The sequence below is a fragment of the Massilia sp. Se16.2.3 genome (assembly GCF_014171595.1).
In the GTDB taxonomy this organism is placed as follows: domain Bacteria; phylum Pseudomonadota; class Gammaproteobacteria; order Burkholderiales; family Burkholderiaceae_D; genus Telluria.
Genome location: NZ_CP050451.1, coordinates 1,229,148 through 1,255,540 on the forward strand (window position 1 = coordinate 1,229,148; position 26,393 = coordinate 1,255,540).

Below are 26,393 nucleotides of genomic sequence, written 5' to 3' on the forward strand. Positions count from 1 at the left end.
CCTAGTTTTGGACTTCACCCGCTCCTTTTGGAGCGGGTTTTTTTTTGTCCCGTCGGTACCGCGGGCACGACGACAAAAAATGTCACGAATGTGAAATGGCGCACAGATTGTGCGGGAGCCGAGAACTATAGTGGAACCGTCTCTTTCAGGACATCCCTAGTTTTGGACTTTGCCCGCTCCCTGAGCGGGCATTTTTTTTGCAGATTATCCAGATCGGGTAACGTAGGGTAGGCGGATCCCCCGCCTACGCGTTCAACCGGCGGGTGAGCTGACAGGTACAGGTAGGGTAGGCGGGTCCCCCGCCTACGCGTCCAACAGGCGGGTGATCAGGCGCGGAATTGCCAATGTGATTTGAACGCATGGGCGGGGAACCCGCCTATCCTACGTTCACAACAGCGCCGAGGTCAGGCTCTTCACTTCGTGAGCCGACTCTTCCATGATGCGCGCCAGCGTGCCGTCGCCCACCGCGAAATCGATGCTCGCGGCCGCATAGACCGTGGTGGCGCCCGGGCGTTCCAGCAGGGGCGAGCGCACCGGCGACAAGTCGTTGGCCAGCAACAGGGTGTCGCCCAGGGTTTCCGGCGGCAGTGCGCGCAGACCGTTCCACATCGCTTCGATCGCCCCCATGACGGAAGCCGGCACGCCCAGGCGCAACAACACGCCGCGGCCGATCGCCACTTCGCCGTGCTCGAGCCAGTCGTCGGCATCGCCGTCGAGCAGGCCCGGGTATTCATGGGCGCGCGACAGCATGTAGAAGCCGCCCACCTCGTGCACGATGCCGGCGAACATCGCCGTTTCCGGATCGACAAAGGAGACGCGGCGCGCGATCACTGGACCAGCGCGGCCACGTGGGCCGAATGGCGCCACAGGGCATCGGCGCGGGCGCGCAGGCCGGGGTCGGTGATTTCGCTGCTCAGCTGGCGCACGATGACGCTGGCCGCCAGCGCGCCCAGCGTGCGGAAGCCGACGCGCTGGACCGCGGCGCGGACGTTGGTGACGTCGTTGCCCGAGCGGTTATAGGTCACGGAATTGGCGATCGCAACCGTGCGCGCCGCCAGCAGGGGCTCGGCCTGCACCAAGCGCGCGGCGGCGTCGGCGTGGCAATCGGGATCGTTCAGGGCCCGTTGCAGCCTGAGCGTGGCGTCCACATTGGTCGGGAAACTGAGTTCGCCGCGGGTAGCCTGGGCCGCGATACTCTTGAGGGCGTCGAGTCTGTCCATCGAAAAATTATACCTCCTTCGACAAACCAACTATCAGAAATTTTGCCCCAGAGCACTTTTTACAACGCGCTTCATGCTTCGCTGAAGATCGCGTCGCAGCCGTCTTTCGGTTCTTCCGTGTCCTGCAGTTCGTCGACGAGGCCCAGGTCGAACAGCTCTTCGACGGCATTCATGAAGCTGTTGAGCTTCGTGGCACCGATGAGGCGATAGATTTCGCCGGCCTCGTTGCGCACGCCAATCAGCATTTCTTCCTGGCGCACTTCTTCTTCCGGCGCCACATCGAGCAGGATGTTGCCGATGATGTGCTTGTCGAAATGGGCGGGCTTTTTGCCTGCGAGAAGGGTCGTTTTCAAGATTGTTCCTTTTGTTGTGGTGATAAGGGGGCAGGACGCCCGGCCCGGACTATGCGCTCGCGCAGCTTCCTCAGGACCTCATCCATCTCGTCGAACTCGGTGTCGCTACAGTCCACAAACAGCTGCTTGCCATGCGCCACCACCTGCGGGAACACCTCCCGGAAGACGGCCTCGCCGGCAGGCGTCAGGCTGACATGGAAGGAGCGCTTGTCGTCACTGCTGCGTGCGCGTACGACCAGGCCCTTCTGTTCGAGGCGTTCGATGACGCCCGTCAGCGTTCCCTTTGTGATCAGGGTGCGCTCGCCCAGTTCCTTGTAACTCATTCCAGGCGTATTGCCCAGCGTGGCGATGATGTCGAACTGCGGGTGCGTCAGGCCGTATTGCCGCACCGATTCGCCCGTGAACCGCTCGAAGCCCTGCAGGCACTCGGCCAGCAAACGGACGCTCTTTAGATATCGTTCCCCCATGAACAGCGATTATAGCCGCCGGCAGCCCTGGCGGCGCTTAACAATATGCCATCGTTGTCTCATTGTCTCCAGCAGAGGGAAGGGCGCCGCCGTTCGCCTTTTACGGCCGAGCGGCGTACCATACGCGTTTTTGCCGATCCACCACATGACCCGCCACCTCCACGGCATCCTTGCCCTGCTCGTCGTCACCCTCGTCTGGGGTACCACCTTCCCCGCCATGAAGGATTTGACGGGCCATTTCTCGGCCGTGTGGATCATCCTGGTGCGCTTCGCGCTGGCGGCGCTGCTGCTCTCTCCCTTCCTGTGGCGCGCGCGCCTGGCCGACCTGCGCTCGGGCATGCTGCTGGGCGTATTGCTGTTCTTCTGCTTCGTGTTCCAGGTCGAGGGCCTGGCGCTGACGACGTCCAACCGCAACGCCTTCATCTGCGGCCTGAACGTGCTGGTGGTGCCGCTGCTCGGCGTGCTGGGCGGACGCCTGCCGGAGCGCCGCATCGTGCTGGCACTCGTCATGTCGATCGCGGGCCTGGCCGCCCTGTGCTGGGACGGCGGCGCCTGGAGCACGGGCGATTCGCTCGCCCTGATGAGCGCCCTGTGCTTCGGCGTGTACATCAAGGCGATGGAAGTGCGCACCCGCAACGCGACTCGCCTGCTGAGCGTGACCGCCAGCCAGATCGGCACTGTCGCCCTGTGCGCACTGCTGTGGCTGCTGGCGCGCGAACTACCGGGCGACGCCGTGACCCGCACCGCCTGGCTGGACGGCGTGGTGGCCGGCATTGGCCAGCACGGCTGGAACTTCGCCTACACGGGCGTGGTCGCTACCGCCGCCATCATCTCGCTGCAGACCTGGGGCCAGTCGCGCACCTCGGCCAACGAAGCGGCCGTCGTCTACGCCTTCGAGCCGGCCGCCGCCGCATTCTTCGGCTACTTCTGGCTGGGCGAAGCCTTGAGCCTGCGCGGCTGGCTCGGCGGCTTGTTGTTGATCTCCGGTATGATAGTCAGTCAATGGAACTCCGAAAGCCGGCCCGCCGCCGCGCTCGCTCCCGAGTGATGATCTTGCCCCGCTTAACCGATGCCGCATGACCTGTCCCTCCTGGCCCAGGAAAGGCCGCTGCGCGTCCTGCTGGTGAACGCCGGCGAGCCGGACACGCTGACCTGGTCCGGTCTGGTGCAGCCGCTGCGCATGGCCGCGAAGATCCTCGGCCCGGAACGCCTGCACGTCGATGTGCGCAGCCCCGATAAATTCACGGGCGACAGCCAGCGCCACTGGCACCGGTGCTGCTGGCCGCCGACGAAGCGCAAGCCGGCTTAACCCCTGCCAACTTCCGCGCCCCGGTCGCACGCTGCCGCGCCGCACCCTTCTGGGGCGGGGTCGGTGCTGGCGTGCTGTGGCTGGCCGAGGCGGGCGCCCTGAATGGCGCGCGCACCGCGCTGCCTTGGTCGCTGTATGCGGATGCCGACAGCCGTGCCGACCAGGCAGTGTTCACCCCGCACCTGTACGACATCGACGGCGACCGACTGACCTGCTGCGGCGGCGCTGCCAGCATCGATTTCGCGCTGACCCTGATCGAGATCATTTTTGGAGCCGGCGTGCAGGCGCCGGTAAAGGAATTGCTGTGCGTCGACCGCGTGCGCGGCCGCGAAGAGCGCCAGCGCGTGGCCCTGCAGGCGCGCTTCGGCACCCTGCAGCCGAAGCTGACGGAAGCGGTGACGCTGATGGAAGCGAACATCGAGGAGCCGCTGTCGACCGACGAAATCGCCCAGCTGGCCGGCGTCTCGCGGCGCCAGCTCGAGCGCCTCTTCAAGCAATACCTCGGCACGCTGCCCTCACGCTACTACCTGGAACTGCGCCTGCAACGGGCGAGACAGCTACTGCTCGATACGAATCACTCGATCGTGCAGGTGGGGCTGATGTGCGGCTTTTCGTCGGGCTCGCACTTTTCGACGGCCTTTGGGGCGCTGTTTGGCAACACCCCTCGGGAAGAGCGGCAGCGGCGCCTGGCCGAGTGACTTACTGCGCCCAGTAATCGATCACCAGCGAGCGCGCCAGCACAGCGCCCAGCGTACCGACAAACGCCTCGTGCGCCGGATGGACCAGATAGCCATCGCGGTCCTCGTTGTTCGCAAACGTCAGCGTGAAGCAGTGGGTAAAACCGTCGTTCAGGCCTTCCGGGCTGACGTTCGTACCCCATTCGTAGGAGACGATGCCGGGAATGGCACCCGGGAGCTTGCCGAAACCGGACACGATGGCGTCGACCTGTTCAGGGGAGGCTTCCGGCTTGAAGGCGAACAGGACGACGTGGCGCAGGGCAGGGGAAGTAGCGGACATGGATTAGCGAGGTTGGCAAAAGATGCATAATCTTACCCAACCGCCCGGGAAGGGAGCACGCGCTTGTCAGCTTGCCCCTGACGCTGGCGACGCGGCTTGGCCCCGGCGCGGCCCCTCTGCAACATTCCTCATGTCCGCGATATTGTCGGTCCACGCCAGCTTGCTGTCGCAATAGATGTTGATGGCAGGGCGCAGCTGCGCCGCGTCGCGCAGGGTGCCCAGGTAGAGCATGCGCAAACCCGGATAGGTCGTGGGATTGGCATTGAACAGGGGCGTGGCGCAATGAGGGCAGAAATGCTTCGAGGTGCGCTCGGTGACGGTATAGGCACCCAGGTCTGCCTCGCCACGTATGAAGCGCAGGGTCTGCGAGGGAATCACGACATAAGTGGAAAACGCGCCGCCGTTCATCGTCCGGCACATCGTGCAATGGCAGTTCAATACCTGGACCGGGTCGCCATCGAAGGCATACGCGATCGCGCCGCAATGGCATGTTCCGTTACTCGTCAAGAGCCGCTCCCATTGTGTCAATACGCATCATTTTACGTGACTCAGCAGCGGAACGTGTCACGGAGCCTGGGTTGGCATGGCGGGCGCCGGCGTCAGGCTGACGCCTTGTGCCGCGGCCGCCTCGCGTTCCGCCGCGCAGGCACGTGCGAAGGCCGGACGCGCCTTCAGCCGCTCCAGGTAACGATCCACGACGGCGGAGAATTGCGGCCGCAATCCCAGGTATTCGGCCAGCAGCAAGGCATAGCCGACGGAGATGTCGGCGACCGTGAAGCGTCCCATGCACAGGTAATCTTGCGTGCTCAGCGGCGCTTCCAGATTGCGCAGCCGCGACAGGAACCAGCGCGTGTAGTCTTCCGCGACCTGGGCGTTGCGGCGCCCGGGCGGCTCGAAGCGCGCGTAGCGCAGGATCAGGGTTTGCGGGAAGGTCAGGGTCGCTTCGCCGAAGTGCAGCCAGTTGAGAAAAGGACCGTAGTCAGGCTCCTCGCGCGCCACCGTCATCGATGCCGGTCCGTAGCGCTCGGCCAGGTAGTGGCAGATCGCCGCCGATTCCGTCATCCGCAGCTCGCCATCGAAGAATGCCGGCACCGTTCCCAGCGGGTTGATTTCCAGGTAGGCCCGGTCGTGGACGCGCGGCGGGAAGGGGAGCATGTTCAGCCCGTAGGGAAGGCCGAGCTCTTCAAGTGTCCAGAGCACCCGGAACGAGCGCGCGGCGATGCAATGGTACAGGGTGATCATGTTCTCTCCGTTTACCTGTTGGCTTCCTCCAGATCCGCACGATAGCGCGATCTTGGCTGCGTATTGCCGACTGTTGACGCAGTTTGCACCAGGAACGCCCGATCGCGGGGTTTTGTTGCCGCTTTTTGCCTCGGCCAAAAATGAAAATCCCCGTCGCACTTATGTAAGAAGTTGACAGACCGCCTTCCTATAATGATCAGGTTCGGCGCCCGTGTCCTGGTGCGCCTGTCACTCTCACCGGATGAGGAAAAAGAGATGAATGCAAAGTTGGAAACTGGTGTCACCACGCGGCCTGTCACTCGCCAGACCTTCGACGAAGTCCTCGTCCCGACCTACGCCCCGGCAGCCATGGTGCCGGTGCGCGCATCGGGCCTGGATGTGTGGGACCAGGACGGCAAGCATTATCTCGATTTCACCTCCGGCATCGCCGTTTCCAGCCTGGGTCACGCCCACCCGGTGCTGGTCGACGCGCTGACGAAGCAGATCAACACCCTCTGGCACCTCGGCAACGGCTACACCAACGAGCCGGTGCTGCGCCTGGCCACGGCCCTGACCGAAGCGACCTTCGCCGACCGCGCCTTCTTCTGCAACTCGGGCGCGGAAGCGAACGAAGCGGCCCTGAAGCTGGCCCGTAAATACGCGCACACCAAATTCGGTGCCCATAAATCGCGCATCATTTCCTGCCTGTCGTCCTTCCACGGCCGCACGCTGTTCACCGTCTCGGTCGGCGGCCAGCCGAAGTACACCGAAGGCTTCGAGCCGCTGCCGCAGGAAATCAACCACATCCCGTACAACGACATCGAAGCGGCGCGCACTGCGATTGGCGACGACGTCGCCGCTGTGATCGTCGAGCCGATCCAGGGCGAGGGCGGTGTCATCCCGGGCAACAAGGACTACCTGAAAGCCCTGCGCGAATTCTGCGACAAGACCGGCGCCCTGCTGATTTTCGACGAAGTGCAGTCGGGTGTCGGCCGCACCGGCGCCTTCTATGCCTACATGGACACCGGCGTCACCCCGGACATCCTCACCAGCGCCAAGGCACTGGGCAACGGCTATCCGATCGGCGCCATGCTGACGACCAATGAGATCGCCCAGCACTTCAACGTCGGCTCGCACGGCACCACCTACGGCGGCAACCCGCTGGCGGCCACCGTCGCACTGAACGTGGTCGGGATGATCAACCAGCCGGCTTTCCTGGCACGCGTCAAGGAAGCGAGCAGCAAGATCTTCGCCAACCTGGAAAAGCTGAGCGCCGACTACCCGCAGCTGTTCGGCAAGGCGCGCGGCCAGGGCTTGCTCATCGGCCTGCCGCTGGCCGAAGGTTTTAAAGGCCGCGCCAAGGACATCACCAAGATCGCCGAGAAGATGGGCATGATGTTGCTGATCGCCGGCCCGGATGTGATCCGCATGGCACCGGCGCTGATCGTCTCCGACGAGCAGATCATGGAAGCGGACCGCATCCTGCGCGCCGCGGTCGACGAGTTCCTGGCCGCCGCCTGATCCACCGGCCAGTCGTCCCGCCAGAGCGGCCCGCACCTCGATGCGGGCCGTGCTTCGTTCGTAGCAAGGTGTCGCAGTGATAGGAGTTCCCATGTATGTAGTCCGTCCGGTAGAACTAACGGATGTCGGCGCGCTGGAGTCCCTGGCCGCCGTGATGACGCCCGGCGTGCACACGCTGCCGCGCACCCGCGATACCATCGCCGCTTTCGTCGAGCGCTCGATGGCCTCGTTCGCCGCCCAGGTAGACATTCCGAGCGAGGAGTCCTACCTGTTCGTGCTGGAAGACACCGCGAGCGGCGAAGTCCTCGGCACCGCAGCGGTGCACGCCTCGGCCGGCTCGAACGGCACGTATTTCGCGTTCCGCAACGACGTCATCCAGCAGGTCTCGCGCGACCTGAACATCTGCCACAGCGTCCATGCGCTGACGCTGTGCTCGGAGCTGACCGCCTGCTCGCAGCTGGCCGGCTTCCACCTGCGCGAGCACGAACGCGCCGGCATCGAGGCCGCGCTGCTGTCGCGCGCGCGCCTGCTGTACGCGGTGCTGGCGCCGCACCGCTTCGGCGACCGCTTCTTCGTGCCGCTGGCCGGCGTGACCGACAGCGAAGGCCAGTCGCCGTTCTGGAATGCTCTGGGGCGCAAGTTCTTCAAGATGGATTTCCTCGACGCCGAACGCGTCATCGGTGGTGCGCGCAATCGCACCATGATCGTCGAGCTGATGCCGCACTATCCGGTCTACGTGCCGCTGCTGCCGGGCGATGCCCAGGCGGCGATGGGCCAGATCCACCCGAGCGGCCAACTGGCATTCGACCTGCTCACCGCCGAGGGCTTCGAAGCGGACGAATATGTCGACATCTTCGACGGCGGCCCGATCCTGGCGGCGCATAAACTGTCGCTGCGCTCGTTCTGCGGCTCGCAACAGCGCCGTGTCGAGGATGCGCCTGCAACGCCTGGCGACAACCTGGTCACCTATGCGGTTGCCACCAATGCCGAACGCTTCCGCGCCATCACGGTCGCCTGTCCGCCGGTCGATACCTCCGACGTCGTCTTCCTGCCGCGCGAAGCGCAGGAGGCGCTCGGTGTGCGCGCCGGCGACTCCGTCATCTGCGTCAGAATCTGAAAGAGGCACCATGTTCGTCATTCGTTCCATTCAAGCCTCCGACCTCGACGCCCTGATCGACATGGCGACCCAGGTCGGCAGCGGCATGACCACCCTCAAGCCCGACCGCAAGATGCTGGGCGACCGCGTCGAATGCGCCGTCGCCTCCTTCCACGAAGCGATTTCGCCGGAGAAGCGCGACTACATGTTCGTGATGGAAGACACCGCCAACGGCAAGCTGGCCGGGGTGTGCGCCATCAAGAGCGCTGTCGGCCTGACCGAACCGTTCTACAACTACCGCATCGGCACCCTGGTGCACTCCAGCCGCGAACTGAACGTGTTTACGCGCATGGAGACGCTGTACCTGTCGAACGACCTGACCGGGGCGTCCGAACTGTGCTCGCTGTTCCTGCAGCCGGACTACCGTACCGGCTACAACGGCAAGTGGCTGTCGAAAAGCCGTTTTCTGTTCATCGCCCAGTTCCAGCAGCTGTTCACCGAGAAGATCATCGCCGAGATGCGCGGTTACCTGACCGACGACGGCACCAGCCCCTTCTACGAAGGCCTGGGCCGCCACTTCTTCAAGATGGATTTCGATCACGTCGACGGCCTCACCGCGATCGGCAAGAAATCCTTCATCGCCGAACTGATGCCGCGCCAGCCGCTGTACGTGGACTACCTGCCGCAGTCGGCGCGCGAAGTGATCGGCCAGGTGCACCGCTCGACACTGCCGGCGCGTAAGCTCCTCGAGCAGGAAGGCATGCACTACGAGGGCTATGTCGACATCTTCGACGCCGGCCCGGTGCTGCAGGGCCGCGTGGCCGAGCTGCGCGGTGTGCGCGACAGCGTGCTGCGCGTGGCCCTTGAGGCCCGCCCGGAAGGCGAAACCGAATGCCTGCTGGTGTCGAACACGAAGCTGGACGATTTCCGGATGGTGCTGGCCCAGACCACGACCGACGGCGCCGACATCGCGCTGTCGGCGCAGGAACTGGCGCTGCTGCATGTTCAGGCGGGCGACCCGGTGCGCACGCTGTCACTCAACGTAAGGAAGAACAATGGCTAACCTGTCGAACTACATCAATGGCGAATGGCTTGCTGGCAGTGGCGCTGAGCTGGTTACCGTCGACCCGTCCACCGGCCGCCAGACCTGGACCAGCAACGAATCCACTGCGGAGGATGTGCAGCGCGCCGCCGAAGCCGCGCGCGACGCCTTCGAATCCTGGGCGCTGCGCCCACTGGAAGAGCGCATCGCCATCGCCACGCGCTTTCGCGACCTGCTGAAGGAACACGGCGAGGAGCTGGCCGCCATCATCGCCGAGGAAGTGGGCAAGCCTTTGTGGGAAGCGCGTACCGAAGCGACGACCATGGCGAATAAAATCGACATCTCCGTCCAGTCCTACGGCGCGCGTACCGGCGAGACGGCCGCCAGGGTCGCCGACGGCAACGCCGTGCTGCGCCACCGTCCGCATGGCGTGTTCGCCGTGTTCGGTCCATATAACTTCCCCGGCCACCTGCCGAACGGTCACATCGTGCCGGCTCTGATCGCCGGGAACACGGTCGTCTTCAAGCCGAGCGAATACGCGCCGCGCACCGCCGTGAAAACGGTGCAGCTGTGGGAACAGGCCGGCCTGCCGAAGGGCGTGCTGAACCTGGTCAATGGCGGCCGCAACACCGGGATCGCCCTCGGCCAGAATGACCTGATCGACGGCGTGCTCTTCACCGGCAGCAGCCAGACCGGCGCCGCCCTGCATAAGCAGTTCGGCGGCCAGCCGGGCAAGATGCTGGCGCTGGAAATGGGCGGTAACAACCCGCTGGTGGTCTGGAACCTGAACGACAACCCGAAAGACATCGACGCGGCCGTGCACCACGCCGTGATGTCGGCCTTCATTTCGGCCGGCCAGCGCTGCACCTGCGCACGCCGCCTGGTGGTGCAGGACAACGAGCAGGGCCGCAAATTCATCGACCGCCTGGTGGACGTGGCTTCCAAACTGCAGGTGGGCGCCTCGAACGCCGAGCCGCAGCCCTTCATGGGCCCTGTTGTGTCAAGCGCCGTGGCCGCGCGCCTGGTGCAGGCCCAGCTCGACATGGCAGCCAAGGGTGGCAAGGTGCTGCTGCAGATGCGCCAGCTCGACCCGAACGCCGGCTTCGTCACGGCCGGCATCGTCGACGTCACCGACGCGCAAGGCATTCCCGACGAAGAGTGGTTCGGCCCGCTGCTGCAGATCATCCGCGTAAGCGATTTCGACGCCGCCGTGCGCGCCGCGAATGCCACCGAATTCGGCCTGGCCGCGGCGCTGCTGTCGCCGTCGGAAGAGCTGTGGAAGCGCTTTGCCGTGCGTGCGCGCGCCGGCATCGTCAACTGGAATCGCCCGACCACGGGCGCGGCCAGCTCGGCACCGTTCGGTGGCGTCGGCAAGTCCGGCAACCACCGTCCGAGCGCCTACTATGCCGCGGACTACTGCGCCTACCCGGTCGCCTCGATCGAGACGGCTGAACTCGAAATGCCGGCCAAGCTGTCGCCGGGCCTCTCCTTCTGATTATGCGTAACGCTCGCGAATACAACTTCGATGGCCTGGTAGGGCCTTCCCACAACTACGCCGGCCTCTCGTTCGGCAACGTCGCCTCGTTCAGCAATGTGCGCAGCGCCTCGAACCCGAAACTGGCCGCGCTGCAGGGCCTGGCCAAGATGCGCGACCTGGCCGCGCGCGGTTTTGCGCAGGCCGTGATGCCGCCGCAGGCGCGTCCGAACTTCCGCCTGCTGCGCCAGCTCGGCTTCTCGGGCACCGACGCCGACGTGCTGGCGCAAGCCTGGCGCGAAGCGCCGGTGATCCTGTCCTGCGCCTGGTCGGCCGCGCCCATGTGGACCGCCAATGCGGCCACCGTCAGCCCGTCCGCCGACACCCGCGACGGCCGCGTGCACTTCACCGCCGCTAACCTGAACAACAAGCTGCACCGCTCGGAAGAGCATGTGCAGGCCACGCGCACGCTGCGCGCGATTTTTGCGAACCACGACCACTTCGTGGTGCACGACCCGCTGCCGCCAACGCCGGCTTTCGGCGACGAGGGCGCGGCGAACCACACCCGCTTCGCGGCCGACCACGGTGCGCCAGGCGTCGAGTTCTTCGTGTATGGTCGCGTCGAGTTCGACCCGTCGGCACCGTTCCCGAAAAAATACCCGGCACGCCAGACCCTGGAAGCCTCGCAGGCCGTCGCGCGCCTGCATGGCCTGGATCCGGCCCGTACCGTGTTCGCGGCGCAGAACCCGGACGTGATCGACCAGGGCGTGTTCCACAACGACGTGATCGCAGTCGGCAACGGCAACGTCCTGTTCTATCATGAGCAGGCCTTTGCGGACGAGGCGGCAACGCTCGAGGCGCTGCGCCGGTCTGTCGCCGGTGTCGAGGCCGACCTGGTGCCGGTGCGCGTCGACGGCGGCATGGTGCCGGTGGCCGATGCGGTGGCCAGCTACCTGTTCAACAGCCAGCTGCTGTCCAAGCCGAACGGCAGGATGGCGCTGCTGGTACCGCACGAATGCCGCGAGAACCCGGCGGTCGCGAACTACCTGGCGGGGCTGGTGGCAAGCGGCGGGCCGATCGACGAACTGCTCGAATTCGACCTGCGCCAGAGCATGCGCAACGGCGGCGGCCCCGCCTGCCTGCGCCTGCGCGTGGCGCTGACCGACGAACAGGCGGCCAGCCTGCACGGCGGCGTGATCATGAACGACGCGCTCTATGCGCAGCTGGTGGCCTGGGTCGAGAAGCATTATCGCGATCATGTGGAGCCGAAGGACCTGGCGGATCCGCAGCTGGCGATCGAGTGCATGACGGCGCTGCAGGCGCTGGAGGGCATTTTGGGTCTGCCGGGCTTGTACGATTTTTCGTGATGGCGCCGATGTTCGAACGGTGACACAGCGTGGGCTCAAGAGCCCACCCTACGGTCGCCGGGCTGTATGATTTTTGTGATGGCGCCGAGGCTCCTGACTCCACGCGGTACGGCAGCAGAACAGAGTCAACGCGGCACGCGTAGCGCCGCGCGTTTCGTAGGGTGGGCTCTTGAGCCCACGCGGTACGGCAGCAAAACAGAGATAACGCGGCACGTGAACGCGCCGCCAGCAGCAAGGAACACTTAACGCGGCACGCATAAGCGCCGCCTTGATAACGAAACACGCTTCCGGGACAAGGAAGCCGAGAGACCTGGACGGGACAACCCTGTCCACCAAACGCCGGTCCGCGCAGAGCCACAAGCCGTAGCGCGAACAGGCGACAACATTCGCTTTTGGAGAAGCAACAATGAACGACATGTCGCAAGATTTGCGTACCCAGACCCTGGCCCTGGTCAGCAACCAGCAGCAGCCAGCCGGCGGCGCATCCGACCAGGTACGCGCGCTGATCAGCGCCTGGCTCGGCTCGCTCGACGAAGAAGACCTGGCCGGTACCGCGCCGCAATCGCTGGCGCCCGTGCTGTGGGAAGGCTTCACGCAAGCGGCCAGGCGCACCGTGCCTGGCTGCCAGATCGCGCAACTGCAGTATGTGGACGCCAAGGGCAACAAGGACACGGCACTGCTGATCCTGAACGAAGACATGCCTTACCTGGTCGACTCTTTTTCGTCATGGCCCTGCGCAAGGAGCGCGTCAGCGCCGCCGGCGTGATGAACGCCGTGCTGCCGGTCCAGCGTGACGCCAGCGGCGTCGTCACCAGCGTCGGCGATGCCGGCGCCCCGCTCGAATCCTATGTGCTGGTGCTGCTCAACGACGAGCCGAGCTTCGAAGAACTCGACAAGCTGACCGCGCGCATCCGCATGGTCGCCAACGACGCCGCCGTCGTGCACCGCGATGCCGTCACCATGGGCGACCGCCTGACCGAGGTGGCCGCCGCGGCCGCCGCCAACGGTAGCCCGGCCGGCCAGGAAGTGGCCGCCTTCCTCGAATGGGCCAAGAACGAAGGTTTCGAGCCGTTCGGCTACGCCTACTATGTCGTGCAGCCGGGCCAGAACGAACTGGCACGCGACGTGCCGAGCCGCATCGGCGTGCTGAAGGACACCTCGCACCCGGTCTACGGCACCTGCCTGGCCAACATCCCCGGCGAACTCAATACCCTCTCGGCACGTGCCGAGACCCTGTCGATCGTCAAGGCCGACGTCGAAGGCACGCTGCACCGCGACCAGCCGCTCGACTTCATCGGCGTGCGTAACACCGACGCGCAAGGCAACATCCTCGGCGAACACTGCTTCGTCGGCCTGTTCAGCCGCGCCGCCACGGCGACCCCGCTGGCGCGCCTGCCGTTCGCGCGCGGCCGTGTGGCGAAAGTCCTCTCCCTGGCCGGTGTGCGCCAGGAAGGCTTCCGTGCCGAGAAATTCCTCGAGATCCCGGAATCGCTGCCGCGCACCGAAGCGCTGGAAGCCGATCCGGAATGGCTGGCGCAAGTCTGCAGCTCGGTCGTCTCGCTGTACAAGCAGCCGCGCGCGAAAGTCTTCGCCCGCCGCGACGTCTACGGGCGTCACCTGAACGTGCTGGTCTACCTGCCGCGCGAGCGCTACAGCGCCGCGGTGGCGGCCCGCTGGCGCAGGCCCTGAAGGAAAGCTCGGGCGCGCATGACGTGCGCCAGCAGACCATGGTCGCCGACGGCCCGCTGGCCCGCGTCTACCTGATCGCCCATGGCGCACGCAACCCGCTCGACCTGGAAACCGATATCCAGCGTCCGCTGCTGTCGGTAATGGACGACTGGCATGACCGCTTCGCCGCGCTGACCAACGACGACGTGCAGGATCCGGCTCTGCGCAGCAGCCTGCGCAAGCTGGTCGCAACGCTGCCCGTGAACTACATCACCGCGACGGAACCGTCGGTTGCCTTCCGCGACCTGCAGGCCGTCATGAAGAACGGCCAGCCAGACCACGTGTCGGTCCGTATCGAAGCCGGCGACGCAGGAGGCGCTTCGGTGCGCCTGTACTCGGGCGACACCGTGCCGCCGCTGTCGCGCATCCTGCCGGCCCTGCATAACGCCGGCGTCGCCATCGACCGCGAGCAGACCTACAAGATCACCACCGCCGATGGCGCCCGCCACTACGTGACCGCACTGGCAGTCGATGCCGAATCGGCCGCCAAGCTGGCGAAACCCGGCATCGTCAATGTCGCCGAAGAGCTGTTCGCAGCCCTGTTCAATGGCGAAGCCGAAGACGGCCGCATGAACGGCCTGTCGATCGAAGGCGGCCTGTCGATGCGCGAAGTACAGCTGGTGCGTGCCTACATCAGCTACTGGCGCCAGCTTGGCTCGAAGTTCTCGGTGCGCTACATGGCCGAGACCCTGCGCGCCCAGCCGGCACTGGTCAAGGAGTTCGTCACCGCTTTCCTGCAGCGCTTCAACCCGGCACTCGCTGAGTCGGAACGCGCCGCGGGCAGCGCCAAGCTGGCCTCGCTGCGCGCCGGCCTGTCGAGCGTGAACCACGCCGACACCGAGGAAATCATGGCGGCCCCTGGTCGACCTGGCCCTGGCCACCGTGCGCACCAACTACTTCCAGAACGGCGGCGAGAAGATCATCTTCAAGTTCGACACCAGCAACCTGGCGCTGGCACCGGAACCGCGTCCGTACCGAGAGATCTACGTGTTCTCGCGCCGCTTCGAAGGCGTGCACCTGCGCGGCGGCCCGGTCGCCCGCGGCGGCCTGCGCTGGTCGGACCGCATGGAAGACTACCGTACCGAAGTGCTGGGACTGGTGAAGGCGCAGATGGTCAAGAACGCCGTCATCGTGCCGGCCGGCTCGAAGGGCGGTTTCGTCTGCAAGCAAATGCCGAAGGACGCCGCCCGTGAAGTCGTGGCGGCCGAAGGCGAAGCAGTCTACCGCCTGTTCATCGCCAGCCTGCTGGAAGTGACCGACAACCGCGTGCGCGGCGACATCGTGGCACCGGAATCGACCGTGCGCTACGACCAGAACGACCCGTATCTCGTGGTGGCTGCCGACAAGGGCACCGCAACCTTCTCCGACATCGCCAACAGCATCGCCGTCCAGCGCGGCTTCTGGCTGGGCGACGCGTTCGCGTCGGGCGGCTCGAACGGTTACGACCACAAGAAGATGGGCATCACCGCGAAGGGCGCCTTCGAAGCGGTCAAGCGCCACTTCTACGAGATCGGCCACGACATGAGCACGACCCCGATCACCATGGTCGGCGTGGGCGACATGTCGGGTGACGTGTTCGGCAACGGCGTGCTGCTGTCGCGCCAGCTGAAGGTGCTGGCCGCATTCGACCACCGCCACATCTTCCTCGATCCGACCCCGGACGTCGAAGTCTCGTTCAAGGAGCGCCAGCGCATGTTCGCGCTGCCACGTTCCTCGTGGGAAGACTACGATAAATCGCTGATCTCGCAGGGCGGCGGCGTGTACCCACGCTCGGCCCGTTCGATCGAGCTGACCCCGCAGGTACGTGCTGCCCTCGACATCGAGGAAACCTCGCTGGCGCCGGAAGAGCTGATGCACCGCATCCTGCTGGCGCCGGTCGACCTGTTCTACAACGGCGGCATCGGTACCTACATCAAGTCCTCGAACGAGACCCACGCGCAGGTGAAGGACCGTGCCAACGACCGCATCCGCGTCAACGGCAACGAACTGCGCTGCAAGGTGGTCGCCGAAGGCGGCAACCTGGGCGCGACCCAGGCCGGCCGCATCGAGTTCGCCCTTGCCGGCGGCCGCATCTTCACCGATGCCATCGACAACTCGGCGGGCGTGGACTGCTCGGACCACGAAGTCAACATCAAGATCTGGCTCGATACCGAAGTCAGCGCCGGCAAGCTGCCGGAAAGCCAGCGTAACAGCATCCTGAACGACATGACCGGCGACGTCGAGAAGCTGGTCCTGCGCGACAACACGCAGCAGACCCACCTCTTGACCCGCGAAGCGCAGGCGCAGAGCAACGGCGCGATCGTCGACAGCTACGCCGCCCTGATCACCAGCCTGGAATCGGAAGGCGCCGTCTCGCGCGAACTGGAACAGCTGCCGCTCGACACCGAACTGCAGCGCCGCAAAGCGCTGGGCGCCGGCCTGACCACGCCGGAACTGGCGGTGGTGGTTGCCAACGTCAAGAACCGCTTCAAGCGCATCCTGGCCGCGCTGCCGCTGACGGACGAGCCATGGGCCGATACCGTACTGCGTCCTTACTTCCCGGCGCAGCTGGTCGCGACCCGCGATCCGCTCGACCACCCGCTGGCCAATGCCATCCTGGCCACCGTGCTGGCCAACGAGGCGGTCAACCGCTGCGGTCCGCTGATGATTCGCGACCTGGCCGCCGAACACCGCGTCGACGAAGCCGAAGTCGTGAAAGCCTGGGGCCGTGCCTGGTCCGCGCTGAACCTGGCGCCGGTATTCGACGCGCTCGACGCCGACGCGCTGAAGGTGCCGCGTGACGTGTCGGTGGCGGTCGATGCGCGCACCCGTGCGCTGCTGCGCGCCGTGATCGAAGGCGTGTTGTCGCTGCCGCAGGGCACGGACGGAATGGATGAGTTGTCCTCCTTGTTCGCCAACGGCGAGCAGCTGCGCCAGCTGATGCCGGCCAAGACGGAAGCCGACGGCTACGCCGGCCTGAACGCGGGCTTCGTGCAGGCCTGGAAGGCGGTCGAAACCATCGAGTCGCTGGCCACCTTCCTGTTCGCCGCCGTGTCGGTACATCGTCCAGCGGGCATGTCGCTGGCCCAGTTCCTGCAGGTCGGCATGGCGCTGCGTGAAAAAGCCGGCATCGACACGCTGGAACGCGGCCTCAAATTGCCGCCGCAGAGCAAGTCGCAGGAACAGCTGCGCAACTACGCGATGCAGGCACTGCGCCGCACCCAGCAGCGCCTGCTGTTGCAGGTGATCGAGCGTGCCGGCAGCGGCGATGCGCTGGCGGCAGTCGATACGGTGACCACGGACATGGGCTTGACCGGCTACGCGCCGGCCACCGACCTCGAACAGGCAATGCTGGACGTCTGGTCGCTGTCGGAAGGCTCGAACCCAGAACGCCTGGCTGCCTGAGGCAATGAGCGCACCCTCGACCCCCGTGGTAGCTGACGCGGTGCGCGCGCTGGCCGAAGCCGATTTCGGCCAGGTCGCGCAGCGCTTCACGGACGCCGGCTTCGTCGTCGGGCTGCCCGCCAGGGGCATCCTGACGGTGAAGGGCGTGCAGCCGGCGACGCGGCCGGCTGTGCTGCTGTCGGTTGGCGTGCATGGCGACGAGACCGGGCCGATCGAAATGGTCGCGCACGTGATCGAAGCCCTGTCGCGCGAGCCGCAGGCCCTCGCCGTTGACCTGATGCTCTGCGTCGGCAACATCGATGCCATCGCCGCCGGCAAGCGTTTCCTCGATGCCGACTTGAACCGCATGTTCAAACCGGACCGGGGCGCGCTGGCGGGCAGCGCGGAAAGCGCGCGCGCCGATGAATTGATCGCCGCCACCGACGCTTTTTTTGCCGGCGCCGGGCCGGTGCGCTGGCATCTCGACCTGCACACGGCGATCCGCGCCTCGCACTATCCGATGTTCGCGATCGTGCCGGACCTGATCGCCGAGGGGGCCAAGCGCGCGCTGATCGACTGGCTGGGGCAGGCGGCGATCGGTGCGCTCGTCATGAACCCGAAGTCGGCGGGTACCTACAGCTATTATTCGGCGGAGCACCATGGCGCGGCAGGCAGCACCGTGGAGCTGGGTCGGGTCGGCACGCTGGGGCAGAACAACATGGCGCAGTTCGCCGATTCGTCCGCGGCGCTCGATGGCCTGCTGCGCGGTGTGCCGGTGGAAGCGAAAACCCAGCCGCATGTGTTCAAGGTGGCGCAGGAGATAGTCAAGCTGTCCGACGGTTTCAAGATGGGCTTCTCGCGCGAGACACCGAACTTCGCTTCGCTCAAGCGGGGCGAGGTGATCGCCACCGATGGGGATACCGTGTACACGGTGTTCCATGAGGAGGAGCTGGTGGTGTTTCCGAATCCGGATGTGCGGGTCGGATTGCGCGCCGGCTTGATGGTGGTGCGCGTGGAATAAGCTGCGTTTTGTCTTCGAAAAAGCCGCGAGTGATCGCGGCTTTTTTATGTAGGGTGGGCGCCCCGTGCCCACGCGGACATCTGCGTCGTGACGCCGCCAGCTCCGGTGGCGCTGCGCAGTTACCTCGATTGAGCGCGCCACTGTGCACGCCTCCGCGTGGGCTCGGGGCGCCCACCCTACGATATACGCGCGAGCCCGGGTTTTCCCTTGCGCCTGCACAATTGAGCCATGTTCGCTAGACTTTGCGCTTCGAACAAGCACCGGAGTCGCCGCATGAGCAGCCTGCTGTTTTCCCCCTACCAACTCGGACCGCTCGCGCTGTCCAACCGTATCGCCATCGCCCCCATGTGCCAGTACTCGGCCGATGAAGGCCACGCCACCGACTGGCACATGATCCACCTCGGCAGCCTGGCATTGTCCGGCGCCTCGCTGCTGATCATCGAGGCCACCGCCGTCACGCCCGAAGGCCGCATTTCGCCGGACGACCTGGGCCTGTGGCAGGATTCCCAGCTCGACGCCCTGAAGCCGGTCATTGCCGCCATCCGCCGCCATTCCCCGATCAAGATCGCGGTGCAGCTGGCGCATGCGGGCCGCAAGGCCTCGAGTGCCGCGCCCTGGCTGGGCGGCGCCAACATCAAGCCGGATGAGCCGCGCGGCTGGCAGACCGTGGCACCCTCAAGCCTGGCGCATGCCGAGGGCGAGACTGTGCCCGAGGCGCTGGATGCGGCCGGCCTGCAGCGCATCAAGCAGGGTTTTGTGGACGCGGCCCGGCGCAGCTGCGAGCTGGGGCTCGATGCGATCGAGCTGCACGGCGCCCACGGCTACCTGATGCACCAGTTCCTTTCCCCCTTGTCGAACACGCGCAGCGACGAATACGGCGGCTCGCTGGAAAACCGCATGCGCTTCCCGCTCGAGGTGTTCAGCGCGGTGCGCGCGGCGGTGCCCTCGTCGATGTCGGTCGGGATGCGCATTTCGGCCACCGACTGGGTGGAAGGAGGATGGGAAGTGGAACAAAGCGTCCGCTTTGCCCAGGAGCTGGAAAAGCTGGGCTGCCATTTCATGCACGTGTCCAGCGGTGGCTTGTCGCCGCAGCAGAAGATTCCGGTGGGTGCCGGCTACCAGATCGCTTTCGCCGAGCGCATCAAGCGCGAAACGGGCATGCCGACGATCGGCGTCGGCCTGATCACGGAGCCGCAGCAGGCCGAACACATCCTGCAATCGGGCCAGGCCGACATGGTGGCGCTGGCGCGCGCGATGCTGTACGACCCGCGCTGGCCCTGGCACGCCGCCGCCGAACTGGGCGCCCAGGTGGATGCGCCGCCGCAATACTGGCGCTCGCAGCCGCACCAGTACAAGAAGCTGTTCGGGGAGACGCGGCTGGGGCAGCGGTAGCTGGACGGCTGTGCCGTCCAAGCGTTCAAAGCACGCCAGCATTGACGCGAGGTTTCGAGATCTGGCTGAACGCGTAGGCGGGAGACCCGCCTACGCTACGGGTGCACGTAGCCGTGGTCGACGGCGCATGGTTTACAGCAAATGATCCAGCAGCTCAGGCCCGAACACTTCGCGGTGCAGGCGCTCGGCCGGGACGCCCGCGTTCAGCAAGGCCAGCCACTGCGCCTGCATGAATTTCAAGGGGCCGCACAGCCAGACGTCGGTCGTGGCGAGGTCCCAGGCCGGCAGGCGTGTGACGTCCATGCGGCCCGCCAGCACACCCGCGGCGTCGCCAGCTTCCTCGTAAAAGGTCGCCACATGCAGGTTCGGCATGACGGCCTGGGCGGCGGCAACGTCGCTTCGCAAAGGGTGATGGCGGGCGTCGCGCGCGGCATGGGCGAAGATCACCCGGCGCTGCGGGTGCACCATGGCGATGCGGTTCAGGCTTGATACCATCGGCGTGATGCCGACGCCCGCCGACAGCAGCACGATCGGCGCATCGGACTCGGTATCGGGCGTGAATTCGCCGAAGGGATGGGTCACCTGCAGCACGCTGCCGACAGTGACGTTGTCATGGATCCAGTTCGAGACTTCGCCGGCCGGCACCTGGTCCAGCGCATCCTCGCGCTTGACGGAGATGCGCAGGCTGTCCTTGCCCGCCGCATCGGACAGGCTGTACTGGCGCAGCTGGTGGCGCCCGCCCGGCAGGTCGACGGCAACGCTGACGTACTGGCCGGCCTGGAAGGGCGGCAGCGGCTTGTCGTCATTCGGCACGAAGCGCACCGACAGCACGTTGTCGCTCTCGCGTTTGACTTCCGTGACGCGCATCGGCCGCGTCTCGCCCGGTTCGACACCGGCCGTGCTGTACATCTCGGCCTCGGCGCCGATCAGCAAATTCGCCAGCGAGTTATAGGCCTCGGCCCAGGCGTCGAGCAGGGGCTGCGTGGCCGCATCGCCCAGCGTCGTCTTGATGGCGCCCAGCAGGTGGCGCCCGACGATGGGATAGTGCTCGGCGCGGATGCCGACCGACACATGCTTGTGGACGATGCGTTTCACCACGGGTCCCAGCGCCTCCGGCGTGCCGATATTGGCGGCGTAGGCGAACACGGCCGAGGCCAGCGACTGCTGCTGGGCGCCGCGCGCCTGGTTGCCCATGTTGAACAGGCGCGTCAATTCCGGATGCTCACCCAACATGTTCTTGTAGAAGAGGGTGGTGATCGTCATTCCATGGTCGCGCAGGACAGGGACGCTGGCATCGATATACGGACGGGAGGCGGCGGAAATCATGGTAGGTTCCTTATATGGTGCATTTTGAATGCAACTTTAAGCTTCAAAAAAACGCCCGCAGCGCGAGCGATCCTTTGCCGGTTCAGGCAGAGCCGGCGGTTGTTCCACTCCAGAACATCCGGTGCATGCGGACGATCTGCTCGCCCGTGGCGCCGGCCGTCACATGGGCCAGCGTGTGGCGGTCCATCTCCTGGTAGAAGGCACGCATGCCCGCCTTCAGGATGCCGCGCAGCTGGCAATCCAGGCTGAGGCCGCATTTCGCCGCTTCGCAGTCGACCAGTTCGTCATCGCCCTCGAGTTCGCGCAATACCTGGCCAACCGTCAGCGTACTCGGGTCGGCCGCCATGCGCAGGCCGCCATTGCGTCCGCGCGTGGCCTGCACCCAGCCGGCGCGGGCGAGGTGGCCGACCACTTTCACCAGGTGGTTCAGCGGAATATCGAACTGCTTGGCGATCTCCGCCACCGTCACCGGATGGGGGCGTTCGCCGGCGCGCTCGAGGTAGATCAGCACGCGCAGGCCGATGTCGGAAAAGCGGGTCAGGCGCATTGGATGTCGTTTGGAAAGAACAGTTTTATTCTAACGCGAAAACTAGCATCAGTAATGCATATTTTACGAAAAACTATTTTCTCAACAACAGCGGAACGGCCCTATAATCGCGAACTTTGGCGGGTTTTCCTGCTCAGCCATTTCTTGTTTACTTGCGCGACTAAAGGACACTTTCGTGAATTTGACACTGGGCCAGAAGCTGTTTCGTACCAAATCGGCTGAGCGTGCGCACGAGGACAGCCAGGCCCACGGCGGCGGCCTGACCCGCTCGCTGGGTCTGTTCCCGCTGACGATGATTGGCGTCGGCGCCACGGTCGGCACCGGCATCTTCTTCACGATGGTCGAAGCCGTGCCCAAGGCCGGCCCGGCCGTGATCCTGTCCTTCCTGATCGCCGCATTGACCGCCGGCCTGACCGCGCTGTGCTACGCCGAACTGGCGGGGCGCGTGCCGGCCTCGGGCTCGTCCTATTCGTTCGCCTACGCCACCGTCGGCGAATTCGCCGCCTTCATCGTCGCCGCCTGCCTGTTGCTGGAATATGGCCTGGCCGGCAGTGCGGTGGCCATCGGCTGGTCCGATTACCTGAACAACTTCCTGCAAAACGCTTTCGGCTGGGAGATCCCGGCCCACCTGCGCTCGCCGATGTTCGTCTCGGACCACAGCAACCTGAGCGTCCACTCGGGCAACTTCAACCTGCCGCCGGTACTGCTGGTGATGATGTGCTGCGTGATGCTGGTGCGCGGCGCCAAGGAATCGGCCACGATGAACGCGATCATGGTGGTCATCAAGCTGGCGATCCTGGCCTTCTTCGCCGTCATCGCCTTCACCGGTTTCGACGCAAATAACTTCCAGCCCTTCTTCAATACCGACAACAGCAAGGGCTTCGCCGGCATGGCCGGCGTGACGGCCGCCGCCGGTACCGTGTTCTTCTCCTTCATCGGCCTGGACACCATCGCCACCGCCGGTGAAGAGGTCAAGGACCCGCGCCGCAACGTGCCGATCGGGATCCTGGCTGCCCTCGTCATCGTTACCGCCTTCTATTTGCTGGTCGCGCTGGCGGCCATGGGCGCGCAGCCTGCCCACCTGTTCGAAGGCCAGCAGGCCGGCCTGTCGGTGATCCTGCAGAACGTGACCGGCAAAGCCTGGCCGGCGCTGGTGCTGTCGGCCGGCGCGGTCGTTTCCGTGTTCTCCGTGACCCTGGTGACGATCTACGGCCAGACCCGCATCCTGTACGCGATCAGCCGCGACGGCCTGATCCCGAAGACTTTCCAGAAAGTGAATCCGCGTACCGGCGCACCGGTGAGCAACACGCTGATCGTCTGCCTGGTGGTGGGCCTGGTGGCCGGCCTGGTCGACTCGACCTTCCTGTGGGACATGGTCAGCATGGGAACGCTGACCGCCTTCATCGTCGTCTCGATCGCGGTACCGGTCATCCGCGCCAAGCAGGGCCCGAATGCCGAACACGGGTTCAAGGTGCCTTTCGGTCCCTACGTGATTCCGGGCCTCTCGATCCTCGCCTGCCTGTACATCATGAAGGACTTGCCACTGGCGACCTACCGCGTATTCTTCATCTGGATGGCGGCCGCGGTGGCGACCTACTTCCTGTACAGCATGCGCAATAGCCGGCTGAACAAGAAGGCCTAGCCCACCTCGCCAGGATGACCCAACGCCGCGCTCGACGCGGCGTTGTTGTTTCCTGGCAGAGAAGGGTGCTTGCGTCAGTGCAACACTCGCCGTACACTGGCCGGCAGAACCAGCGATCGAGACCATATGAAAGCCAACAGCAAGGTGCCGCATCTGCGGGAGGGGGAAAACCTGATCCTGTTCGACGGCGTATGCAAGCTGTGCAATGCATGGAACCACTTCATCGTCCGCCACGACCGGCAACGCAGGTTCAAGCTGGCGAGCGTGCAGTCCAGCGAAGGCCAGGCGATCCTGGCGCATTTCGGCTATCCGCTCGACCATTACGACACCATGCTGGTCGTGCACGGCGGTGCCTGTTATGAAAAAAGCGAAGCCTTCCTGCTGGTGATGCGCATGCTGGGTTGGCCCTGGCGCCTGGCGCTGCTCGCCAGGGTGGTGCCGGGGCTGCTGCGCAACTGGCTTTATGACCGCATCGCGCGCAACCGCTACCGGCTGTTCGGCAGATATGACTATTGCGCGCTGCCCAACCCTGAGCACGCAGGAAGGTACTTGAGTGGACACTAGACTGCTGAGGCGCATCCATCTGGCGGCACGCGCGGTGCTCGCCTTTGTCTTCATTTATCACGGCCTGGTACCGAAAATCCTCTGGCTCAGCCCCATCGAGACGGCCTTGACGAGCATCCATGGTGTCGATCCCACGGTCCTGTCGCCGCTGGCCGGTGGGATGGAAATCGTGCTGGGCGTGGCGCTGCTGGCCTGGCGCGGCAGCCTGGTGCCGGTGTATGCGGCGTTGCTGCTGCTGTTCGGACTGCTGCTCGACGTGATGATCGTGATGCCGGGGCTGCTGGCCGAAGCCTTCAATCCGCTGACGACGAACGTGGCGGCGATGTTCGCCGGCTATGTCGTCATCGTGACACAGCGCCACGCCAACGCGCATCGGCACTGGGCCTGAGCCCGCCCTGTCCCGATCCACGCCGCGGCCGTCGCGGCGTGTTCATTTCGGGCCGCGCGCGGGCGGATCCTGCGCCAGCGGACGCACATGGGTCAGCAGGCTGACCGGGCAGGTCGGCGATGACGGCGCGCCCCTGCGCCGCCTCCTGTGCCCGCAGCGGCGCGACTGCGACGGCCAGCGCACCCAGGCAAAGCCACCATGCATGCTTCATGGATCCTCCAAAGACGATGAGTTCGTAGCGCAAGCATAGCGCCATCGCGTGTTGGGGGCATCACGCTTGCAATGGATGGCCGACACGGAGGCCGAAAAAAAGCCACGCGCCTGGCGGCAGCGTGGCTTTGGCAAATGCGGCCGCCGGTCTTACACCGCGACCATTACCTGCACGTGCTTCGCGATCGGTCCTTTTGCCGATTGGCCTGGCTCGAACTCGACTTCGCTGGCGGCGCTCGGTAACTCGCCGCGCACATAGTTCGCATTAAAGAAGTATTCCTTGCCCTCGCCGTCGACGATGAAGCCGAATCCCTTGTCCTCGCTGAAGAACTTGACCTTGCCGCGCTCGCGCGCCACATTGCCGGCCAATGGCATGGCGGCGGCCGGGGCAGCGACGGCCGCCTGGGCGCTGCCTGCGGCGCCGCGCACGGCCGCGTCGAGCATGCCGATCGACTGGGCACGGGCCAGGTCGCGCTGCGAGGTCGGCGTGGCCACCGAACTCTGGTCGGCGGCAAAGGCGACCAGGCGTTCGGCCATGCTCTTGGCGACGCCGTCGGCGGTGGCCATGGCGATGATGCTGCGCTGGCCATCCTTGCCGAAGACGACCGACACGATATCCGTCACCCAGACGCGCAGGGTCGCGTCCTCGATGCGGGTGAGCGTGGAGCTCGACTGGGTGTGGCCATGGAACTGGTTACCGATATTGAGCTGCGAAGTCTGGTAGGTGCCCGCCGTCTCGATCCAGTACAGGCGCGACTTGAACTGCATGCGCGACCACAGCAGGTGGCCGATCTTGTGGCTCAGCACCGTCACCAGGCTCAAGGCGACGACGACCAGCAGCACGCGCGTGATCTGCATGCGCTCCATCTGCGCGAACTGGCCCGCGTAGTACCAGGCGACGATGCTGCCGGCGGTGGCGCAGAACGTCCCCCATGCGCCGAGCAGCACGAGCAGGCGCGAGGAGGTCTGGGCAAACGCTTCGCCCCAGCTGCGGAACTGCAGCGTGGTGGTGGGCACCGGCTGGGTTTCCTCGACGATGTAACCCTTGAACGAGCCGCGTTCGCCGCCCGAGACATCCGGCGGCACGTTGGCGTAGGCACGATTCGGAATGGCGCGCTCCCAGGCGCTCTGGAAGTCGCGGCCGATTGCCGTCCACAGCTGCGCGGGCGCGCAGTTCATGGCGATGGTGGTCTGTTCGCAGGAGACGCCGGTGTGGCCGGCGCTGTCCAGGCGCGCCAGCAGGGCGCCGAAGAACAGCAGCGAGGCGACCAGCGAGCCGAGCAACAGCAGGGTCGGCGCGATCCACAGCGGCACGATCGCAAACGCCGGCAGCAGGCGCGGAATCAGCACCGGCGCCATGATCGAAAACACGACCAGGCCGACCAGCTTCCACAGAGAGGTGTTGGCACCGGCCGTCTGGGCACCGGCCTGCGCCTTCGGGTTCCAGCGGTTCGCCTGGGTGAAGGGCGCCAGCAGCGACAGGCCGCACATCGGCAGGTAGAGCCAGGACGCGAGTCCCTCGTATTCGCTGCCCGAGAAGACGAGGTAAGACACGGCCAGCGAGAGCAGCAGCGCGCCCATTGCGATGAGCGAATGAAAGTGCAGTACGGCTGCCGCCTGCACCTGCGGCGGCGAAGTGATCAGGTTCTTGACCAGCGAATACAGCACGCCGTTGAGCGCGCCCTGCGGTTCGGGGAAATCGATCGCGCGGTGGCGCATGGTGTCGAGCAGGTCTTCGGTACCGCGGCCGACGCCGGTACCCGCCACCGGCAGCTCGGCGGCCAGGCCCAGCGGGAATTTACGCCCAAGGAAGAAGCGCGCCTGCGACAGGGCGCGCACCAGCGTCTTCACGGACACGCTCAGGAGGATGGCGGCCAGGACCAGCGCCATGAAGGCCAGCTTGTCCTCGTGCGCACCAAAGTAACGCTTTGCCGTCATCACGACGCCAATGGCGCCGATCATCGTGACCGCGCCAGTGGCGAACATGAAGATGTTTTCGAACTTAAAGGGATTCGGGAAATCGTTGAGGAGGGTGTCGGAACTGTTGAACTCGTAACTCATGGTATGGTCTTCGTGTTGTTGAACAGAAAGATTAGACCTTACCGAAGTTCTTTATTGCAACTAA

Annotated in this window: 21 protein-coding genes and 2 pseudogenes; 14 read left to right on the forward strand and 9 right to left on the reverse strand. The window is 65.4% G+C overall.

Annotated elements, in window-relative coordinates; all coding sequences use genetic code 11:
* Positions 1 to 387: 387 nt before the first annotated feature.
* The 3 genes and pseudogenes from G4G31_RS05680 to G4G31_RS05690 form a co-directional block, all read right to left on the reverse strand.
* Positions 388 to 1,220 (reverse strand): annotated as a pseudogene (locus G4G31_RS05680) (HDOD domain-containing protein).
* Positions 1,221 to 1,291: 71 nt separating this feature from the next.
* Positions 1,292 to 1,573, reverse strand: coding sequence for a hypothetical protein (locus G4G31_RS05685; RefSeq protein WP_182990645.1), 282 nt, complete (start codon positions 1,571 to 1,573; stop codon positions 1,292 to 1,294).
* Positions 1,570 to 2,040 (reverse strand): MarR family winged helix-turn-helix transcriptional regulator, encoded by a 471-nt coding sequence (locus G4G31_RS05690; protein ID WP_182990646.1) that lies wholly within the window; start codon positions 2,038 to 2,040, stop codon positions 1,570 to 1,572. The genes G4G31_RS05685 and G4G31_RS05690 overlap by 4 nt, the downstream gene beginning before the upstream one ends.
* 145 nt (positions 2,041 to 2,185) lie before the next feature.
* Between G4G31_RS05690 and G4G31_RS05695 the strand changes: the two genes are divergently transcribed.
* The 3 genes from G4G31_RS05695 to G4G31_RS05700 are packed head-to-tail and all read left to right on the forward strand — an operon-like array spanning position 2,186 to position 4,047.
* Entirely contained in the window at positions 2,186 to 3,088 is a 903-nt protein-coding gene (locus G4G31_RS05695) for a DMT family transporter (protein ID WP_182990647.1), read from the forward strand.
* A gap of 21 nt (positions 3,089 to 3,109) precedes the next feature.
* Positions 3,110 to 3,349, forward strand: coding sequence for a hypothetical protein (locus G4G31_RS28100; protein WP_308622133.1), 240 nt, complete (start codon positions 3,110 to 3,112; stop codon positions 3,347 to 3,349).
* A complete protein-coding gene (locus G4G31_RS05700; protein ID WP_308622134.1) occupies positions 3,313 to 4,047 on the forward strand; it encodes a helix-turn-helix domain-containing protein in 735 nt (244 codons plus the stop codon). The genes G4G31_RS28100 and G4G31_RS05700 overlap by 37 nt, the downstream gene beginning before the upstream one ends.
* A gap of 1 nt (position 4,048) precedes the next feature.
* On the opposite strand, the gene G4G31_RS05705 is transcribed toward G4G31_RS05700, so the two are convergent.
* The 3 genes from G4G31_RS05705 to G4G31_RS05715 form a co-directional block, all read right to left on the reverse strand.
* Positions 4,049 to 4,366, reverse strand: coding sequence for a Dabb family protein (locus tag G4G31_RS05705; protein ID WP_182990648.1), 318 nt, complete (start codon positions 4,364 to 4,366; stop codon positions 4,049 to 4,051).
* A 66-nt stretch (positions 4,367 to 4,432) separates the two neighbouring features.
* Positions 4,433 to 4,873 (reverse strand): GFA family protein, encoded by a 441-nt coding sequence (locus tag G4G31_RS05710; protein ID WP_182990649.1) that lies wholly within the window; start codon positions 4,871 to 4,873, stop codon positions 4,433 to 4,435.
* 57 nt (positions 4,874 to 4,930) lie between these two features.
* Positions 4,931 to 5,608, reverse strand: coding sequence for a glutathione S-transferase family protein (locus G4G31_RS05715; RefSeq protein WP_182990650.1), 678 nt, complete (start codon positions 5,606 to 5,608; stop codon positions 4,931 to 4,933).
* A 255-nt stretch (positions 5,609 to 5,863) separates the two neighbouring features.
* Here G4G31_RS05715 and astC point away from each other — a divergent pair, with 255 nt between their 5' ends.
* From astC to G4G31_RS05755, 8 genes and pseudogenes are all read left to right on the forward strand, one after another.
* The gene (gene astC / locus G4G31_RS05720) at positions 5,864 to 7,108 is read left to right on the forward strand and encodes an acetylornithine/succinylornithine family transaminase (RefSeq protein ID WP_182990651.1); all 1,245 of its coding nucleotides are present in this window, start codon (positions 5,864 to 5,866) and stop codon (positions 7,106 to 7,108) included.
* Positions 7,109 to 7,199: 91 nt separating this feature from the next.
* Positions 7,200 to 8,225, forward strand: coding sequence for an arginine N-succinyltransferase (locus G4G31_RS05725; RefSeq protein ID WP_182990652.1), 1,026 nt, complete (start codon positions 7,200 to 7,202; stop codon positions 8,223 to 8,225).
* Positions 8,226 to 8,235: 10 nt separating this feature from the next.
* A complete protein-coding gene (gene astA / locus G4G31_RS05730) occupies positions 8,236 to 9,267 on the forward strand; it encodes an arginine N-succinyltransferase (RefSeq protein WP_182990653.1) in 1,032 nt (343 codons plus the stop codon).
* The gene (gene astD, locus G4G31_RS05735; RefSeq protein WP_182990654.1) at positions 9,260 to 10,741 is read left to right on the forward strand and encodes a succinylglutamate-semialdehyde dehydrogenase; all 1,482 of its coding nucleotides are present in this window, start codon (positions 9,260 to 9,262) and stop codon (positions 10,739 to 10,741) included. Before astA ends, astD begins: the two co-directional genes overlap by 8 nt.
* A 2-nt stretch (positions 10,742 to 10,743) precedes the next feature.
* A complete protein-coding gene (gene astB / locus G4G31_RS05740; RefSeq protein ID WP_182990655.1) occupies positions 10,744 to 12,087 on the forward strand; it encodes an N-succinylarginine dihydrolase in 1,344 nt (447 codons plus the stop codon).
* Between the two features lie 406 nt (positions 12,088 to 12,493).
* A pseudogene (locus tag G4G31_RS05745) lies at positions 12,494 to 17,199 on the forward strand (NAD-glutamate dehydrogenase domain-containing protein).
* 4 nt (positions 17,200 to 17,203) lie between these two features.
* Positions 17,204 to 18,199, forward strand: coding sequence for a succinylglutamate desuccinylase (locus tag G4G31_RS05750; RefSeq protein WP_182990656.1), 996 nt, complete (start codon positions 17,204 to 17,206; stop codon positions 18,197 to 18,199).
* Between the two features lie 273 nt (positions 18,200 to 18,472).
* Positions 18,473 to 19,591, forward strand: coding sequence for an NADH:flavin oxidoreductase/NADH oxidase (locus G4G31_RS05755; protein WP_182990657.1), 1,119 nt, complete (start codon positions 18,473 to 18,475; stop codon positions 19,589 to 19,591).
* A 132-nt stretch (positions 19,592 to 19,723) separates the two neighbouring features.
* Here the strand turns inward: G4G31_RS05755 and G4G31_RS05760 are convergent, their stop codons facing one another.
* Positions 19,724 to 20,917: a globin domain-containing protein gene (locus tag G4G31_RS05760; protein ID WP_182990658.1), complete on the reverse strand. Its 1,194-nt coding sequence runs from the start codon at positions 20,915 to 20,917 to the stop codon at positions 19,724 to 19,726.
* Between the two features lie 82 nt (positions 20,918 to 20,999).
* Positions 21,000 to 21,464, reverse strand: a complete 465-nt coding sequence (locus tag G4G31_RS05765; RefSeq protein WP_182990659.1) for an Rrf2 family transcriptional regulator — start codon at positions 21,462 to 21,464, stop codon at positions 21,000 to 21,002.
* 175 nt (positions 21,465 to 21,639) lie between these two features.
* Here G4G31_RS05765 and G4G31_RS05770 point away from each other — a divergent pair, with 175 nt between their 5' ends.
* The 3 genes from G4G31_RS05770 to G4G31_RS05780 all read left to right on the forward strand — a co-directional run bounded on the left by G4G31_RS05770 (position 21,640) and on the right by G4G31_RS05780 (position 24,058).
* Positions 21,640 to 23,106 carry an APC family permease gene (locus G4G31_RS05770; RefSeq protein ID WP_182990660.1) on the forward strand — a complete coding sequence of 489 codons (1,467 nt, stop codon included), beginning with the start codon at positions 21,640 to 21,642 and terminating at the stop codon, positions 23,104 to 23,106.
* A gap of 126 nt (positions 23,107 to 23,232) precedes the next feature.
* Positions 23,233 to 23,670: a thiol-disulfide oxidoreductase DCC family protein gene (locus tag G4G31_RS05775; protein WP_182990661.1), complete on the forward strand. Its 438-nt coding sequence runs from the start codon at positions 23,233 to 23,235 to the stop codon at positions 23,668 to 23,670.
* Positions 23,660 to 24,058: a DoxX-like family protein gene (locus tag G4G31_RS05780; RefSeq protein ID WP_182990662.1), complete on the forward strand. Its 399-nt coding sequence runs from the start codon at positions 23,660 to 23,662 to the stop codon at positions 24,056 to 24,058. Before G4G31_RS05775 ends, G4G31_RS05780 begins: the two co-directional genes overlap by 11 nt.
* Positions 24,059 to 24,418: 360 nt before the next feature.
* On the opposite strand, the gene G4G31_RS05785 is transcribed toward G4G31_RS05780, so the two are convergent.
* Positions 24,419 to 26,329, reverse strand: coding sequence for a cold shock domain-containing protein (locus tag G4G31_RS05785; protein ID WP_182990663.1), 1,911 nt, complete (start codon positions 26,327 to 26,329; stop codon positions 24,419 to 24,421).
* Between the last annotated feature and the right edge of the window lie 64 nt (positions 26,330 to 26,393).